The organism is Hymenobacter lapidarius, assembly GCF_001816145.1.
GTDB classification, from domain to species: Bacteria; Bacteroidota; Bacteroidia; order Cytophagales; family Hymenobacteraceae; genus Hymenobacter; species Hymenobacter lapidarius.
The window spans coordinates 49,534-66,209 of record NZ_MDZB01000095.1 but is presented as its reverse complement, the minus strand read 5'-3'; the positions used below and the strand labels follow the sequence as shown (position 1 = coordinate 66,209).

General features: G+C 60.4%; 13 protein-coding genes. 3 read left to right on the top strand and 10 right to left on the bottom strand.

Annotated features, from left to right (window positions below; translation table 11 throughout):
- The first annotated feature begins 142 nt into the window (after nucleotides 1–142).
- Nucleotides 143–490, top strand: a complete 348-nt coding sequence (locus tag BEN47_RS07720; protein ID WP_070726903.1) for a DUF3140 domain-containing protein — start codon at nucleotides 143–145, stop codon at nucleotides 488–490.
- Between the two features lie 234 nt (nucleotides 491–724).
- On the opposite strand, the gene BEN47_RS07715 is transcribed toward BEN47_RS07720, so the two are convergent.
- Entirely contained in the window at nucleotides 725–1,633 is a 909-nt protein-coding gene (locus BEN47_RS07715; protein WP_239691533.1) for a diacylglycerol/lipid kinase family protein, read from the bottom strand.
- A 170-nt stretch (nucleotides 1,634–1,803) separates the two neighbouring features.
- Between BEN47_RS07715 and BEN47_RS07710 the strand changes: the two genes are divergently transcribed.
- Nucleotides 1,804–2,808 (top strand): App1 family protein phosphatidate phosphatase, encoded by a 1,005-nt coding sequence (locus tag BEN47_RS07710; RefSeq protein ID WP_070726902.1) that lies wholly within the window; start codon nucleotides 1,804–1,806, stop codon nucleotides 2,806–2,808.
- Between the two features lie 156 nt (nucleotides 2,809–2,964).
- Here the strand turns inward: BEN47_RS07710 and BEN47_RS07705 are convergent, their stop codons facing one another.
- The 7 genes from BEN47_RS07705 to BEN47_RS07675 form a co-directional block, all read right to left on the bottom strand.
- Nucleotides 2,965–4,197: an isocitrate dehydrogenase (NADP(+)) gene (locus tag BEN47_RS07705; protein ID WP_070726900.1), complete on the bottom strand. Its 1,233-nt coding sequence runs from the start codon at nucleotides 4,195–4,197 to the stop codon at nucleotides 2,965–2,967.
- Between the two features lie 157 nt (nucleotides 4,198–4,354).
- Entirely contained in the window at nucleotides 4,355–9,427 is a 5,073-nt protein-coding gene (locus BEN47_RS07700) for a DNA repair ATPase (protein WP_083322233.1), read from the bottom strand.
- A complete protein-coding gene (locus BEN47_RS07695) occupies nucleotides 9,414–9,803 on the bottom strand; it encodes an endonuclease domain-containing protein (protein WP_070726898.1) in 390 nt (129 codons plus the stop codon). Before BEN47_RS07695 ends, BEN47_RS07700 begins: the two co-directional genes overlap by 14 nt.
- Nucleotides 9,804–10,014: 211 nt before the next feature.
- The gene (locus tag BEN47_RS07690; protein WP_070726896.1) at nucleotides 10,015–12,183 is read right to left on the bottom strand and encodes a flotillin family protein; all 2,169 of its coding nucleotides are present in this window, start codon (nucleotides 12,181–12,183) and stop codon (nucleotides 10,015–10,017) included.
- Between the two features lie 75 nt (nucleotides 12,184–12,258).
- Nucleotides 12,259–12,903, bottom strand: coding sequence for a hypothetical protein (locus BEN47_RS07685; protein ID WP_125921567.1), 645 nt, complete (start codon nucleotides 12,901–12,903; stop codon nucleotides 12,259–12,261).
- Nucleotides 12,904–12,973: 70 nt separating this feature from the next.
- On the bottom strand, nucleotides 12,974–13,681 hold the full coding sequence (locus BEN47_RS07680; RefSeq protein WP_070726891.1) for a PspA/IM30 family protein: 708 nt from the start codon (nucleotides 13,679–13,681) through the stop codon (nucleotides 12,974–12,976).
- A gap of 11 nt (nucleotides 13,682–13,692) precedes the next feature.
- Nucleotides 13,693–14,100, bottom strand: a complete 408-nt coding sequence (locus tag BEN47_RS07675) for a YbjN domain-containing protein (protein WP_070726889.1) — start codon at nucleotides 14,098–14,100, stop codon at nucleotides 13,693–13,695.
- Between the two features lie 146 nt (nucleotides 14,101–14,246).
- Between BEN47_RS07675 and BEN47_RS21765 the strand changes: the two genes are divergently transcribed.
- On the top strand, nucleotides 14,247–15,041 hold the full coding sequence (locus tag BEN47_RS21765) for an XRE family transcriptional regulator (protein ID WP_070726887.1): 795 nt from the start codon (nucleotides 14,247–14,249) through the stop codon (nucleotides 15,039–15,041).
- Between the two features lie 151 nt (nucleotides 15,042–15,192).
- Here the strand turns inward: BEN47_RS21765 and BEN47_RS07665 are convergent, their stop codons facing one another.
- Together BEN47_RS07665 and BEN47_RS07660 are read right to left on the bottom strand one after the other, a co-directional pair.
- On the bottom strand, nucleotides 15,193–15,876 hold the full coding sequence (locus BEN47_RS07665) for a DoxX family membrane protein (protein WP_070726884.1): 684 nt from the start codon (nucleotides 15,874–15,876) through the stop codon (nucleotides 15,193–15,195).
- Nucleotides 15,877–16,083: 207 nt separating this feature from the next.
- Nucleotides 16,084–16,659 (bottom strand): hypothetical protein, encoded by a 576-nt coding sequence (locus BEN47_RS07660; protein ID WP_070726882.1) that lies wholly within the window; start codon nucleotides 16,657–16,659, stop codon nucleotides 16,084–16,086.
- Between the last annotated feature and the right edge of the window lie 17 nt (nucleotides 16,660–16,676).

Sequence of the window (16,676 nt, the reverse complement as noted above, 5' to 3'; positions counted from 1 at the left end):
AACCCACTTTCAGTGGTTTCTTTCAGTCGGCTTTAGCCGAAACCCGCGAATTCCATTCGCAACCCAAACCTATGGACTTCCAGTCCATAGTCGTTTAGTCGTTATTCCTATCACCTTTCCTTCCACCAATTCCTGCTTTGTTATGGCAACAGCACCCCAGCCCAGCGACATTTACGCCACCTTCAAAGAAGACGTCAACATGACGGCCTCGGAACTTGAGAAATGGCTGAAAACCGATGAATCCCAGTCGGTGGGCCAGGACAGCGGCGATGGCACGAGCATCGGCCACCATTCCGGCGAGCGGATCGTCGACATCCTGCACAAGAAAAAAGTCGACCTCACGCCCGACGACGAAGCCCACATGCACAAGGTGCACAGCTACGTAAGCCGTCACTCGGCTCAAGGCCCCCAGCACGCCGCCGACGTGGAAACCTCGCGCTGGCGCTACTCCCTTATGAACTGGGGCCACGACCCGCTAAAGGACAAGTAGAAATAGCCACGGGACTTACGCAATTGGGGGCTGGCGCGCGTCTGCGACGCGTTGCCAACTAATTGAGCCTGCGGCTCGGACGGGCGGATTCTGCGGCCCAGCCGCTCGTCGTTCGTAGGCGAGCCGCAGGCTCGGAGCCAGTCGGCAGCGCGTCGCAGACGCGCGCCAGCCCCCGACTGCGTAACAACAGTTTCTAAGGTGCCAAAAGCCTCTCCCCATGCCGGAGGGGCTTTTTTATGCTTTCTGCGCCACGGCAGCGGCAGCCACTAGCACCCGCAGCGCCCCTGGCTTGATGGTGGCCTCAACGTGGGTGGTGCGGCCCCGGTATTCACCATCAACCTGAAGCTCGACTCGCCGCCGCACTTCCAGATTCACGGCCGTGGTGCAGAAGATTTCCACGGCCCTGGGGTCGAAGGGACGGAAGTGCCAGAACATTTTCAGCAGCTCGCGGCCCACCAGTCGGCGCAGTACCACCACCTCAAACCTGCCGTCGGACACGTCGCCGTTGGGGTTGATGACGGCGCCGGTACCGTAGACGCGGGCATTGGCCAGCACCACCATGAAGGCGGCGCGCTCCACTTCGCCCTCGTCGGTCTGAATGCGGACGCGCATCTGGCGCCGGCGCAGCAGCGACCAAAAAGCCGCCCGAGCGTAGCCCAGCATACCGCTCCAGTTCTGGCGCTGGGCGTGGCGCACGAGCTGGGCATTCAGGCCAATGTCGCTCAGGTGCAGGCAGAGGTCGGAGCCGTTGAGGTACAGCACGTCCACGGCTTTTTCCTGTCCCCGCACGGCGATGGCCAGGGCCTGGGCGGGGTCGAGGGGCAGGGCCAGCTCTTTGGCCATGCCATTGGCTGAGCCGGCCGGGAGCACGGCCAGGGGCAGGTTGGCGGCAATGGCCTGCTCGGCCACGATTTTCACGGTGCCGTCGCCACCCACGGCCACGAGGCGGTCGGGGTGGTCTTTGGCAATGCGGGCCTTCAGGGCCTGGCCGTCGTCCTGGCCGGTGAGCTCCAGCAGCGTGGCGGTGTGGGGCAGGGGCTCGAAATACTTGCGAATGGTAGCTGGCCAGTCCGTTTTGGTGGCGCTGCCCGAGGCGGGATTCACTACAAAGAGGAAGCGCAGGGGAGTAGCAGGGGCGGACATGGCGTGTGTTTTCGGGCGAGGGGTTCGGCGCGACGGGAGAGCGGCTCCGATTACGCTCGGCAAGGCGGTGGGGTTCCTGAACGAAGGGCAGCAGACTCCCCCCGCTCATCCAAACTGCTCCCGCCTTCGTAACGGGGTTTCTGCCGCTCACGGCCGAACTGCTGTTTTTGATGACTGAAAAACTCCTCTCCTGGCTGCGCCTCACCCGGCAGCCCACCCTGAAGCTGTACCGCGGCTTCGGTAGCCCCGGCTGCGTGGTGGTGCAGGGGCACGCCTTTCGGCAAAGTCCGCTGTCCCGCCGCTACGAGCGGGTAAATTTCTGGGCCAATGCCTGGGGCTTGCTGCGCCTGTTCTTGGTGCGGCCCTGGGCCGCAGTGCCGGTGCGCGTGACCGTGGGCGGCCAAACGACCGGTGCCCGCACCGATACCGACGGCTTCTTCCGAGTGGAGGTAGCGCTGCCCATCCCGCTGCCCGCCGGCTGGCACCCGGCCACCGCCGAGCTGCTCGACGCCCGCACCGGCGCGCGGCTGGCCCACGCCACCGCCGAGGTGCACGTGCCCTACGAAACGCCCTACGCCGTTATTTCCGACATAGACGACACCTTTCTGGTGTCGCATTCGGCTACGCGCTGGCAGCGCCTGTGGGTGCTGCTGAGCCGCAACGCCCGCAGCCGGGCCCCATTTGCCGACGTGGCGGCCCACTACCAGTGGCTGGCCCAGGCCGGCCAGCCCACGCCCGGCCCGCCCAACGCGTTTTTCTACGTGAGCAGCAGCGAGTGGAACCTCTACGACTTCATCCTGGAGTTTGCGGCTCATAATAACATGCCCAAAGGCGTGTTCCAGCTCAGCCAGCTCAAGCGCCTGAGCCAGCTGCGAGAGTCCGGCCAGAACAAGCACGCCACCAAGCTCGACCGCATTGTACGCGTTTTCGCGGCCTGCCCCAGCCAGCGCTTCGTGCTGCTCGGCGACGATTCGCAGCACGACCCCGGCATTTACGCAGCCGTGGTGAAGCGCTACCCGGGGCGGGTGCGGGCGGTGTACATCCGGCAGGTGCACGCCGGAGGCCGGCCGGCAGCAGAGGCCGCGTTGGACGAAATCAGGCAGGCCGGCGTGGCGACCTGCCACTTCGAGCACAGCCGCGATGCCCTGCAGCATTCGCAGCAGATGGGGCTGTAGGGCTAGGCTTAGGTACTCGTGCAGAGGTAACCGGACAAAATAAAACGTCATGCTGAGCTTGCCGAAGCATCTCTACCGCAGTAGTAAATGAATTACTGGCGCGGTAGAGATGCTTCGGCAAGCTCAGCATGACGTTCTTAAAAAAAACACGTTTGCTTAGGCGCCCAGCTTCTTCTTCAGATTCTCATCGAGGGCTTCCAGAAACTCCTCGGTGTAGAGGTAGTCGCGGCCGTGCTCCACCTTGTTGCCGTGGATGCAGACGGCCAGGTCCTTGGTCATCTTGCCGCTTTCCACGGTTTCGATGCACACGGCTTCCAGCGCCTGGCAGAAGTCAATCAGCGGCTGGTTGCTGTCGAGCTTGCCGCGGAATTCCAGCCCGCGCGTCCAGGCGAAAATGCTGGCAATGGGGTTGGTGCTGGTGGGCTTGCCCTTCTGGTGGTCGCGGAAGTGGCGCGTCACGGTGCCGTGGGCGGCTTCGGCTTCCATGGTGCCGCCGTCGGGGGTTACCAGCACCGAGGTCATCAGGCCCAGCGAGCCAAAGCCCTGGGCCACGGTGTCGCTCTGCACGTCGCCGTCGTAGTTTTTGCAGGCCCACACGAAGTTGCCGTGCCATTTCAGGGCCGAAGCCACCATGTCGTCAATCAGCCGGTGCTCGTAGGTGATTCCGGCTTCCTGGAACTTGGTGGTGTAGTCCTGCTCGTAAATCTCCTGAAAGATGTCCTTAAAACGGCCATCGTACTTTTTCAGGATGGTGTTCTTCGTGCTCAGGTACAGCGGCCAGCCTTTGCTCAGTGCCTGGTTGAAGCAGGCGTGCGCAAAGCCGCGGATGCTCTCGTCGGTGTTGTACATGGCCAAGGCCACGCCATCGCTCTTGAAGTTGAACACCTCAAACGACTGCGTTTCGCCACCATTCTCGGGCTGGAAGGTGATGGTGAGCTTGCCCTTGCCCTTGGTCACGAAATCGGTGGCCTTGTACTGGTCGCCGAAGGCGTGGCGGCCGATGCAGATGGGCGCGGTCCAGTTGGGCACCAGCCGGGGTACGTTGCTCATCACAATGGGCTCGCGGAAAACGGTGCCGTCCAGAATATTGCGGATGGTGCCGTTGGGCGACTTCCACATCTGCTTGAGGTTGAACTCCTTCACCCGCTCCTCGTCGGGCGTGATGGTGGCGCACTTAATGCCCACGCCGTACTGCTTAATGGCGTTGGCGGCGTCGATGGTCACCTGGTCGTTGGTTTCGTCGCGGTACTCAATCCCGAGGTCGTAGTACTTGATGTCCAGCTCCAAATAGGGCGTAATGAGCTTGTCTTTAATGAATTTCCAGATGATGCGCGTCATTTCGTCGCCATCGAGCTCCACTACGGGGTTGGCTACTTTGATTTTGGTCATGTGTTTTGGGGGCGTTAAGTAATAGCTGTGACCGGGCTTCCGGAGCCCAATGATACGCGAGTAGCAGGTTCGGGTCTGAAACCCTCATGTTCGGTTCGCTACGATTTCGTAGTGAAAAGACCGGTTTTGCCAGCTGCAAAAGCTGCAAGCCTCTATACTATTCTTTCTCCAGTACCTGCCGAATGCCGCCCAGCCCACTGGAAATATTTTCCAGTTGCGTAAGCACGCTCTGCAGCTGGCCGCCGCTGCTGGTGCGCAGGTTGCGGGTGAACGTGGCTTTGATGTCGGTCCAGCGCGTGGTTTCGGTGGGTTGGAGCCAGCCGAGCAGCTCGCGCAGCTTGAGCAGGTTGGATTCGGTGCCGCTGGTAAGGGTCTGGGCTTCGTTGTCGTAGTGGGTGGCAAGGAGGGCGCGCACTTCCTCGTCGTTCATCACGGGGCGCACCTTTTCAGCCAGCTTGGCCATGTTGCGGTAGGAGCCCTGCAGCTTGAAGGGCGGCTCGGTGCGGTATTCGTTGGCCTGGGCCGCCGAGCGGATATACTCCTCGTTTACCCGCGCCACCACGTCGCGGATGCGCAGCAGCTTCTGCAGCACGGCCACGTACTCGTTGATTTCCTCGGGCGAGTGGTTGGCTTCGAAGGTGAGGCCGGTGCTGTCGCCGGTTTCGGCCAGTTTTATCAGCGGGTACACGTCGGCTTGGCTTTTGGCGGCGAGGCGGTTGAGGACGGGATTGGCCACCAGCGAGTTCTCCACATAGCTGAGCAGAAACGCATTGGCCGTGTCGCCGATGATATCGCCGAGGTTGTAAATATCGGCCCGGTTGGCCAGCATGTCGGGGATGCGGAACTGCTCGCCTGATTCGGTGTAGGGGTTGCCGGCCATCACCACGGCCACTTTGCGCCCCCGGAAATCGTAGGTGCGGGCGCGGCCCTGGTACACGCCCTCAATCTTGCGCTGGGCGTCGCAGAGCGAGATGAATTTCTGCAGAAACTCCGGGTTGCAGTGCTGAATATCATCGAGATAAATCATCACGTTGTCGCCCATCTCGAAGGCCAGATTCAGCTTCAGCAGCTCTTCGCGAGCCCCAGAGTTAGGGGCCTGCGCGGGGTCCACGCTGGTCACGGCGTGGCCGATGGCGGGGCCGTTGATTTTCATGAAAATCAGGCCTAGCCGGTTGGCCACGTATTCCATGAGTGTGGTTTTGCCGTAACCAGGCGGCGACACCAGCAGCAGCAGGCCCATGAGGTCGGTGCGCTTGTCAGCCCCCGCCGTGCCTATTTGCTTGGCCAAATTGGCTCCAATAAGCGGCAGATATACCTCATCAATAAGCTTATTCCGCACAAACGACGACAGCACCCGCGGCCGGAACTCACTCAGCCGCAGCTCCTCGCTGAAGCGCGCCACCAGCTCCTTTTTCAGCGTACCGAAGGCTTCAAAAAGCGGCACCACCGCGTGCGTGTAGTGGTGCAGCCGGCGCCGGAACTCGGGGAAATTCAACTGGTAATTCCGCTCCTGGATGCGGGCGTGGGAGCCTTGCAAACCCGTCAGGGTTTCGCGCAGCGGCGTGCGGATGATGCGGGCGAGGTCGAAAGTGGCGGTTAGAAGGAGGGTTGCGCACTCGTTGACCCCATCCCCCGGCCCCTTCCCCTCTGGGAGAAGGGGAGCTGAGGAGGCATTGTCCAACATCTGTTCTTCCGACGTCTGTTCAGGTGTCGTCAGGCTCCCCTTCTCCCGGAGGGGAAGGGGCCGGGGGATGGGGTGCGCGGGTTGCGCCGCCCGCACCCACTGCCGCAACAGTTGGAACTGCGCGGCCGGCTGGTCAACCAGTGCGGCTACCGAGGCCTCGTATTGCGCCGTGGCGTTGCGCTCCTTCAGCGACTGCTGCAACTGCTGCAACAAATCTGCCGCTTCGGGCGAGATAACGAAGGTGTCGCCGCGGGTCAGCTCGTGGAATAAGTAGTCGCCGGCTTCCGCCACTTCTGCCACGGCAAACAAGCCGGTACCGGCGGCAAACTCCTCCATTGCCAGCTGCAGTTCTGCTTTCAGCGCCTCAAATTCCTGCGAATCGGGAAATACCTGGAGTAGCACGCCGATGCCTTGCAGCTGATGCTGCCAGGCGGCCTTGCGCTTGCGCCCCGCAAACCGCTGCCAGTAAAGCGCCGCCGCCGCGCGGGCTGTGGCGGTGTAGCGTAGTAAATCAGCGGTGCGGGTGAGGCGCACCAAGGCTTCGAGCAGCAGGGCCGCGTCGTGGTCGTGCACGCCTTTGAGGTAGCCCTCGGCGTAGCGCGGGGCCATGAATTGCTGTACGTAGGCCGTCAGCTCGGCCACGGTGAGGTGCGAAAGCTCAGCCAGCGAGAGCACGGCGGGCAGGCCGTCGTGGGCGGGCGCGGGGTGCTGGGCGGCTTGCAGAATGAGCCAGGCCAGGTACTCGGCGCGGTACACATCGGCGTTTTCCGATACCACCGTTTGGTCCCACACGGGGCGGGCGGCCAGCACGGCGGGGTCGGTTATTTTCTGGAAGAAATTGGTGCCCGTGAGGTGGTAGTGCAGGTCGCCGTCGCGCAGCACCACGGTCAGCTCCAGCGGCTGGGTGTTCACGGTGAAGGCGTAAGGGCCGAATTTGAGAGCCTGCCCGCCGTCGGTAAATAGCTCGGCGCGGTCCTTGAGCTGGCGCACGGCGTCCTCCTTCACCGTTTTGAGGCGGCTCTGAATGTCGTCGGCCTTCACCGGGTCGCCGAGGCTGAGCAGATGCTGCACGGTCTGGCGCACCTTTTCCACCAGCATATCGGAGGCAAAATACCCGTTGATATCGGCCACCGTCTCAAAACGCCCTAAACGGTTTTGCACCGCTTTCAGAATGCGCTCCGCCGATTGCAGTAGGGCCGAGGCGCGCTGGTTGCGGGCTTCCACCAAGCTCACTTTGCGCGACTCGAAGGCCTCCGAAACTTCCTCGCGCTTGCCCGCCAGCTGGTTTAGGAACTGGTCGAATTCCGGGAATTTTCCCTCCAGCTCTTCCAGCTGCACCATGAGCTTGGTGCTGTACTCGTCGCACTTGGCGGGCGCGTCGCACAGGTCCAGGTAGTTCACCAGCGCCTGGTCGAGGAGCTTGATTTGGGCCGTGAATTCGGCCTGCGCCTCGGTGCCGGCCAGGGCCTGCCGCCGCCGCTTCAGCGCCGCCCGAATCTGGTTGAAGCTGGCGTAAATCGTCGAGATGTTGTCGATGATGCGCGTGGTCTGCGTCGGGTCCTCCATCGGCAGGTTGCTCACCACTTCAATCAGCAGCTCCAGCTCTCCGGATACCGCGTTAGCCTGCTTTTCCTGCTCGTTGGCTTCGGCCACTTTCTGCACCTTTTCAATGGCCTCGGCAATGGCCTGTACGCGTACCGCGTACGGCTTCAGCGCGTCGTCCTTCAGCAGGAATTCCACCGTTTGGGCGGCCACGTCCTTACTGGTTTGCTCCAGCTCGGCGGCGGCTTTCTCCACCGTGGGCAGCTCCACGTAGCGCAGCTCTTTGAGGGAAATGACCTCGCCGCGCACGCCGCGCAGCTCCGCCAGCAGCTGCACGTACTCGTTCACGTCGGTGGCCGTGGTGCGCCGGATGCGGCCGGTCAGCTCGTCGGCTTTGGCCAGCACGCGCTGGGTTTCGGCACCCGTGCTTTTGCGAATGCTCAGCACTTTGTCGAACTCATCCACCGCGGCGTTGGCCGCCTGCTGAATGTCGCGCAGCGGTTCGTTCAACGCCTGAGCCGCCGGCTCGCTGAGCCAGTGGTAGGTGTCGCTGAGGGTTGTGGTCAGGCGAATCAGGTCGAGGTAGAGGCCGGCGTAGCTGTCGTCTTTGGCCAGCAGCGTCAGCACTTCCTGCGCCTCGGCCATGGCCCGCACAATTTCCTTGTTGCCGAGCTTGTATAGGTAGGAGTCGGAGGTTACTGGCAGCTCAAAATCGGGGCCCACGTAGGGCGTCTGCCAGATTTGCACCGCGTGGTGCTTCTTGGGCTCGTCGTCCTTGCGGAAGTAGCACAGCTCGCCGTTTTCAAACAGCGCGTAGCCGTGGCAGCTGATGGGATTATCGACCCGTTGCGCGATGATATTATACGACAGCAGCAGGTACGCGCCGTTGTCCTTGTTGTAAAAAACGTACAGAAAATCCTCCCCGTTGGGCGACACAATTCGCTTCTCAAAAAGCATGTCGCGCAGCTCTTTTTCAAACAGCTTTCCCTCGCCGGTTTGCAGGTAAAATCCGTGCGGAAAAATTAGCCCCTGGTTGTCCGGTAGCAGCACGCAGGCCTCCGCCAACGCATCCATCCGCTGGGCAGTTTGTAGCTTGGCATTGTAAAGAAAATACCGGTAATCCTGCTCCTGATACGGCCGGACTTTCAGCAGAATAATATTGCCAACGACGGCGTAATAAATCTCGGAATCGTCGAGCGTCTGGTCTTTGTCGGCCACCGGCTCGGAGTAGATTCCGCGCCCGTTGGCCGTGTTGTTTTCAATCTTAATGGTGAGGTCGCCGTGGATGGTTTCCACAAAAACCTTGTCCTCAATGCTAATATGCGGGTGTTTGCCGCTGCGCTGCATATCGCGCGTAGTGCGCTTCCAGGTAAACTCGTGCTGCGGCGGAAACCCGTATTCGTGGTCACTGCGGTTGTCGATGTACGTGAGCGTATCGCCCTGCAACAGCCACTTAAACGTCTTGATGTCGCTCGCGCTTTTCCCCACCCGAAATACCATGAATAAATGGCTGCCGAGCACCGAAAATTTTACGAATTGCGTGTTCTTATAATACTTGTATAAGTTACGAAATTCCTCCGCGAATTGCGCGTTCGAAATTAGCTCCAGCGGCAGCGGATGAAACTCGTGACCGGCATAGGAATAGGCCCCAAAAACATCCGATAATTCCACCTCGGTTTTTAGGCCGATAACGACGTTGTAGCCGAACAGGAAATTGCGGCCCACCGGCACCATGTCCCACGGCACGCAATTGTTTTCGGTGCTGATGCGGCCGGTGCCAATCAGCTTGGTGTCGATGGCCCCGAAAACGGTTTTGCGGCCTGCGTTCAGCGCTTCGAGGCGCGTGCGCAGGTCCGAGCCGCTTTTTTGCAGCCGGTTGCGCAGGATTTCGTAGGTGCCGCCTTCTAGCTTGACCCCATCCCCCGGCCCCTTCCCCTCCGGGGGATGGGGAGCCACGGCGGCGCTGCTTTCCTTATTCTTGGTGGAAGTGCTACTTGGACTCATAATTTGGGTAGAGCGCAGTTAGGTGCTCGGCAATTTTCTTTAGCACGTTGGCGGTATCGTAAAGCACTGCCTCATTGGTGAAGCGAAGAACCAGGAAACCGCATTCCTGCAATTCGTGGGTGCGGCCGCCGTCGTATTCGGCTTGGCTTTCATCGCCGTGAATGCTGCCGTCAACCTCGATGATGAGCCAGGCGGCCAAGCACACGAAATCAACGATAAAGGATTCGATGGCGTGCTGGCGGCGGAACGGGGCGCCCAGCTTGTTGCCGCGTAACTCCTGCCACAGGTGGTTTTCGGCCGGAGTGGGGTTCTTGCGGTTGTGCCGGGCGTAGTCTTTCAGGGATGTTTTCCAGCGCCTGGCGTCGGTGGTGTACATGCCGAAGGGGTGGGGCGAGTTCGCCTCATCCCCGTTCACCCCATCCCCCGGCCCCTTCCCCTCCGGGAGAAGGGGAGCCTGACGACTCTCTTCTGGTTCTTCGCCGGGGTTCATTCTGCCTACGCTATTGTAAATGACACCATATATCACAGCCCCTAGCGCCGCCGTGGCTCCCCTTCCCCCGGAGGGGAAGGGGCCGGGGGATGGGGTCCTACAGCTGCAACGTCTTCACCGGCTTATCCCCAATCCCCAGCGCCGCCGCCGTGCTCGTGAGCTGCGCAATGGTGCTGCGCGTGGTGTCATCGCCGGCCTTGTTCATCATTTGCAGCAGCAGGGCCGAAATGCTCAGGGTCTTCATGTCGTCGGAGCTCAGCCCAAACTGGTCCACGAAGCGGCGCAGGTTGGTTTTGAAGTCGCCGCCGTTACCCTCGTGGCCGAAGAAGGCGTCTTTCACCGTGCCCAGCACTTCGGAGTTGTGCACGGCGCGGTCTATCATTTTGCCTTTGGTAATGGCGCCGATAATCTGGTCGAAGAACATGGTTTCGCCGCCCACGATGTCGATTTTGGCCGACTTCAGTGCTTCCGAAATAACGCCGGCCTGGGCGCTGGCAATGTCCTTTTGGATGTTGATTTGGGCCAGTTCCACGGCCTTGTCCTTGTCGAGTCGCAGCTTGAATTCTTCGTGGTCTTTGCCCACGCCGTCGAGCTTCTTCATGGCGTCGGCCTTGGCTTCGATGCCCTTGGCTTCCACCGCAAAGCGCTGCTCGTTCACAGTTACTTCGGCCAACCCTTTCTTCTGGTCAGCATCGGCTTTGGCTTCGATGACGCTGGCTTCGGCCAGGCCTTTTTCCAGGTTCACCTTGGCGGCTACCACGCCCAGCTTTTCGTCGGCTTCGGCCTGGGCTGTGGCGCGTACCTGAATGGACTGCGCTTCGGCAGTGGCGGTGAGCTGCATCACGTTGGCCTCCGACTCGCCTTCCTTCTGGCGGGCGGCGGCTTTGGCTTGCATCACCTGGGCTTCGGCCAGGCCCACGGCGCTGGCTTTGCTGGCCTCCGCTTCGGCCAGAATGCGAATGGCCTGTGAGCGGTGCTCAGCTGACGCTTTCTCGGCCTCGGCGTCAATCAGCGACTGCTTGGCCCGGAATTCGGCGGCCTGCTTCTCCATGTCGGCGTTGCCCACCAGCGTAATGGTGTTCTGTTCCGTTTCCTGGCGGGCCTTGGTCACGGCCACCATCTTTTCGCGGTCGGCCTGGGCCTGGGCGCGGGTATCCTTGATTCGCTCTTCCTCAATTACCGTGGCTTTTTCCACCGTAATCCGCTCGCGGATAATGCCCTGAATGTTCTTGCGCTCTTCTTCCAGCGCCTTTTCCTTCTCAATCTGAGCCAGGGCTACGATGCGCTCCCGCTCGTTCACTTCCAGGGCGCGGGCCTGCTCCACGCGCTCGGTTTCGATGGCGTCGGTGCGCTGCTTGTTGCGCTCGGCCACCAGAATTTGACGGTCGCGGTTCTGCTCCGAAACCTTGATTTCCTCGTCGGCCATAATGCGGGCTTTCTCGCTTTTCTGGCGTTCTTCCTGGCGCACCTTCTCGGTTTCGGCGGCCTCGCGCGACTTGATGTTGGCAATTTCGCGGTACTGTTTTTCCTGGGTTTCGGCCAGCTGCTTTTCGAGCTGCAGGATGGTTTCCTGCGCCTCCACGTCCTGCTTCTTGATGGTTTTCTGCTGGTCGCGCTGCAGCTGGTTGGACTGGATTTTCTGCTCCGACGTCAGGGCAATGATTTTCTTGATGCCTTCCGCATCCAGAATATTATCCTGGTTGAGGGCGTGCAGCGGGGTTTGCTCCAGGTAATCGATGGCGCAGTCGTCGAGCACGTAGCCGTTCAAATCGGTGCCGATGATGCGCAGGATTTCCTGCTTGAACTGCTCGCGGGAGTTGTAGAGCTCAATGAAATCGAAGTGCTTGCCCACGGTTTTCAGAGCTTCCGAAAACTTGGCGTCGAATAGGCCTTCCAGCGCTACGGGGTCGGAGGCGCGGTGGGCGCCGATGCTCTGGGCCACGTTCACCACGTCCTCGTGGGTCTTGTTCACCCGAATAAAGAAGTTGACCTTCACGTCGGCGCGCATGTTGTCCTTACACACCAAGCCTTCGGCCCCGGCCCGGGAAATAACAATGGTTTTCAGCTTGATGTCCATCACCTCCAGCATGTGGAGGATAGGCACTACGATGATGCCGGAAAACGACACTTTGGCGTCGCCCATGCCAGTGCGCAATAAGGCTTCGCCTTGCACGGCTTTTTTATACATCCGGGCCACAACCGCCAGGAAACCAAGTAGAAACAGACCGATGATAATCAGGACTGCCCAGGAAAGGGAAGCTAACATGCGAGTAGGGATGTAGGAATATGAAAGGGTTTGATTTGATTTCGAAGGATGTTCTGAGGTCTGCGGGACCAGGAGTTAAAAAGTACTGTAAGGCTCAATCAAATAGCATTTCCGGGCCGCGTCAAAGTCGATTACCAGCGCTTTTTCGCCCTTGCCCAGCGGCTCGCCGGTGCTCCGTACGTTCAGCATGAGCGGGGCGCCGTCAATGTGCACCGCGGCCTGGCCCAGGCGTTCGGTTGTGGCGGGGAGCAGCACGGTGCACACCTTGCCGATGACGACCGCGCCGCCGTCGTGGTCCTTTTCCATCGCCGTAAACAGCTTTACGAAGGGCAGCGTGAGGAATTTGGCCACAAAAAGGCTGCCGATGAACAGGGGCAGGAAAAACGCCAGCCCCAATAGTAGCGACGTGTTGCCGGTGTAGTAATTGACCAGAATGCTGCCGGCCCAGAGCGGCAGAAACACGAAGCTGAGGAAAATCATCAGCGGAATGCGGCCAAGATTAAAGAAGGCCAGCGCGCCGTTGAGCCAGCCGGTGCCCATGCCTTCGTGGGCGCCGTCGCTGTCGAAGTGCAAGTGGCCGTGGTCCTCAATGCTCAGGTCCACGGTTTTCATGTCCAGCAGCCCCAGCAGCACCGTGAGCCAGTACAGCAACACGAAAACCAGCAGACCCGTGGGCAGCAGATTAGGCGGGGAAATGGCGGCTTGTAAAAGTTCGGTCATGGGCATTGGTCGGGCAGCTGAAAGGTAGGCGTATTAGAATGATTCCAGAGCCAGCCCGGCCTTTTTGAGGCTATTCGGCGTAGCCGAGCTTGGCTTTGAGGGCCTTGAGTTCTTCGCTGGCTTTGCCGGCTCCGCTCGCCCCCAGAGCCTTGTCGATTTCGGCGTCGATGCTCTTGGTGGCTTGGGCAACTTCGCCGTACGATTCGGCTAAGGCTTCCTGCACGGCAATTTTTTCCTTCATGCGCTCCAGCAAGCTCACCGTGCCCGAAGAGTCGAGCTGGGCCAGTTGCTTGTTGATGGTGATGGTGGCGGTGCTCACCGTCACGCGGGCTTTCAGGGTCCGGAGCTCGTTTTCCCACTGGCTGATGGTCGATTTGAGCGTGCTCACATTCTGGTCCATCTGGGCGGCCGAGTGCTCAAACTTGGTTTGGTCGGTGGCGGCGCGGGCGGCCTGGGCGTCGTTTTCGGCCTTTTTCAGCAGGGCTTCGCCGGCCAGCCGGTCGGCTTCGGTGGCGTTCAAGTCGCCTTTGTGGGCGCGCTGGAGCAGGAGCACGGCCTTGCTCTCGTAGTCGGCGGCCTTGGTGCGAAAGCTCTCGCCTTCGTTGCGGGCCCGGATGGCCATGGCCCTCACTTCGGCCAAGCCGTGCAGGCTTTTGTCGAGGTCCTGGCGCAGGTCGCGCAGGCCCTGCTCGGTCATTTTAATGGGGTCTTCGAACTGGTTGACGGCGGCGTGGGCTTCCGACTGGCCGATTTTGAAAAGACGATTGAGGATATTCATGGCTGGTGGATTTAGGCGGTGAGGGGCTTGGAAAACTGAATCAACTCATCCGAAAACTCGCTGAGCAGCAGGCCCAAGGAATTAATGCTGGCATCGAGCTCGGCCAGGCTCAGGGCTTCTATTTGCAGCGTGTCGCGGAAGATGAGCTTGCGGCCGGTTTCGTTGAGGGCGAAGGCACCGTGGATGATGTCGCGGTTCTTTTGCAGCAGGCGCTGGTACACGTCCAGCGAGGGAGCGGGCAGGTCGAGCAGGTATTGCTCCAGTATCAGCAGCGGGTCGCCGCAGCCGATGACGAGGTTCTTAATGGCCAGCTCCGGCTTGTCGACCACAAACACGCCTTCCTGTTCGTCGGCGTGGCAGATATCGAAGCCCAGGTCCAGCAGGTAGCCGTGGATGGTAGCGAAGTAGGAGTTGGTCATGTGCAGGAAAAGGTGAGAAAAGCCAGGTGCTCAAAAAAGTAGCGGCAATGCGAGGAGCTTCGCCGGGTTGGTGGTAGATTTACGATACAATAATACACAAAGTTTTGAATATGCTCAAAGTTTGAGCGAAATAATTTTAAGGTAACATGTCGTACGTCGGAAAGAATATTCGCAAGCTTCGTACAGTTAAGAAGCTGAGCCAGGCGGCTTTTGCCGAATTGTTTGGACTGGCCCGGCCCAGCGTGGGCGCCTACGAGGAGGGACGTTCCGAACCAAAAATGGAAACGCTGATTCAAATTGCTCAGCATTTTGGCTTGTCAGTTGACCTGCTACTTACGAAAGAACTGACGGTAAACGAGCTGTACCATTTCGATATTTTCAAGGAGCAGTTGCAGCCGTCCGCGTCCGCTGCCGAAGAGTTGGCCGAAGCCGACCGCCAGCCGCAAGTGACCCCGCTGGTGCACCGCAACCGGGTCCTGGAATACATCGTGCGCCACCACGACCCCGCTTTCATCGACTTGCTACCTGGCCTCCAGTTGCCCCACCAGCTCACCGGCCCCACGCGCGCCTTCGAGGTGTCGGGGGCCGACATGCTGCTGCATCGCCAGGGCCTGCGCCACCAGGACATCGTGCTGTGCGGCCGCATCGACAAAGCCCGGCCCAGCCTGCACAATGGCCGCGTCTACGTCTTCGTCACCCCAGGCAAAATCCTCATTCGCCGCCTCGCCGCGCGCCTGCCCGACGGCCTCACCCTCAAGCTGCGCCCCGATAACCCCGACTACAGCAGCCAGGACCTGGAGCTGACGCAGGCCCTGGAAATCTGGGAAGTGAAGGGCGTGTTCACCACCCACCTACGGGCCCCCGCCCTGCTCGACGAACGAGTGGCCGAGCTGGAACGCCGGGTAGAGGAGCTAGCCGAACGACTAGGCGCCCAAAACTGAGTAGTTGTTATTGTTCAGCAATGCTAGGTAGAGACGCAATAGTTGGCGTCTCCGTGCGCCTCTGTGAATCGTTCGTGCATCCTCGTTCAATAACAAAACACCAACTATTGCGTCCTCAAACCAAACAGCACCATAGCTTTTGAGGCCAGGGCTACCGCAACCACCCTTGACGCCTCAGATAGTAGTGCCAAACCGTGGCCCCAAGCAGCAGGGCCGCACCCAGGAGCATGGTGCTGGTCATTGCGCGCAAGGAAATAGAGTAGAGCAGGCCGCCGCCGATGACCACGGCCGCGCCCAGCCACCACAGCAGCTCCACCGGCAGCGGGGCAGTGGCCAGGCGCTGGGCCAGCAGAGCGGCCGGGTCGGCGGGCGGGTAGAGCAGCCACTTCAAACGCGGGTAGTCGTGCAGCAGCAAGCCGATGGTTAGCACCAGAAAGCCAGTGGTAAGAAAGGGCGTCCCGGCCCAGTGCTGCGACCAGGTGAGGAAAATGATGTTGAGCCACATGGGCACCAGCAGTACCGCCCCGAACAGCGCAAACCGGCCGGAAAGTAGCAACAGGCCAATAAGCAGCTGCGCCATACCAATGAACTGCCCGAAAATCTCCAGCCCGTTTTTGGCCAGAAAGGCATGGTCCATGGGCGGGCCCATCAGGCCGGGAAGGTGGTTGTCGGACAGCTTATAAAGGCCGCCGCCCAGCATGAGGGCCCCCAGCAGCAGGCGGCAGCCCACCACGTACAGGCGGCGCAGCCGGCCGCCCACTACGAGCGCCACCGCCGTCGCCACGGCCGGAAGTGCAATGCAGAGTCCGTAGAACAAGTTGGGCGAGGGGTTCATGCAGAAAAAGGTGGAATTGGGACGGGATTTTCAGACGCGTAAAGTAATTGGCGTTCTGAGCCGGCGAAGGAAGACAAATGGATTGGATTAATTGGGTTGGGCAATAAATATAAAATGCCCTGTCCACGAAAAAGCCCCGTCAGTAACTGACGAGGCTTTGGGCTGTCGGTGCTTCTCAAAAAAGCCCGCACGAAAAGTTAACCTTCCTTAAAAGGTGAAGCGCAGGCTCACGGCGGCGTCGTTGTAGAAACCGGTGTAGCCATTAAAGACGTCGAAGAACGGCTTGTAGTCCACGGCCACCACAAACGGCAGGTCGGTCAGCTTGTACTCCAGGCCCAGAATAAGGTCGGCCCCGAAGGCGACGTAGGTTTCCTCGTCGGCGCGGTATTCGCGCACCAAATACCTGTCGCCCTTGCGGCCTTTGTAGTAGTAGCGCTCGTCGGCGAAGTAGTAGCGGCCCTGGTACGACCCGGCGTGGAAGCCGGCGCCGTAGTAAAACTGCAGGCCTTTCACGTCGGCCACGCCGTGGTGCTTCTCGCCGAGCACAGTGAGCCGGATGCCGCGGGCTTTGTACTCTGTCGTGAGCAGGCCTTCGATGGCCACGCCCTTGCCGCTGCCCACAAAGTGTTTGACGGTAAGGCCCGAAGAGTATCCGCCACCGCGCAGGCCGATGCCGGTATTGTGCCCTGAGCTGCCGCCGCCGCCTTTTTTGGATTGGGCGCTGGCTGTGAAACCTGGCAGGGCAAGCAGGATGATAAAAAGAATAAACGGTATGCGTTTCATGTAACGACGAAATAGGT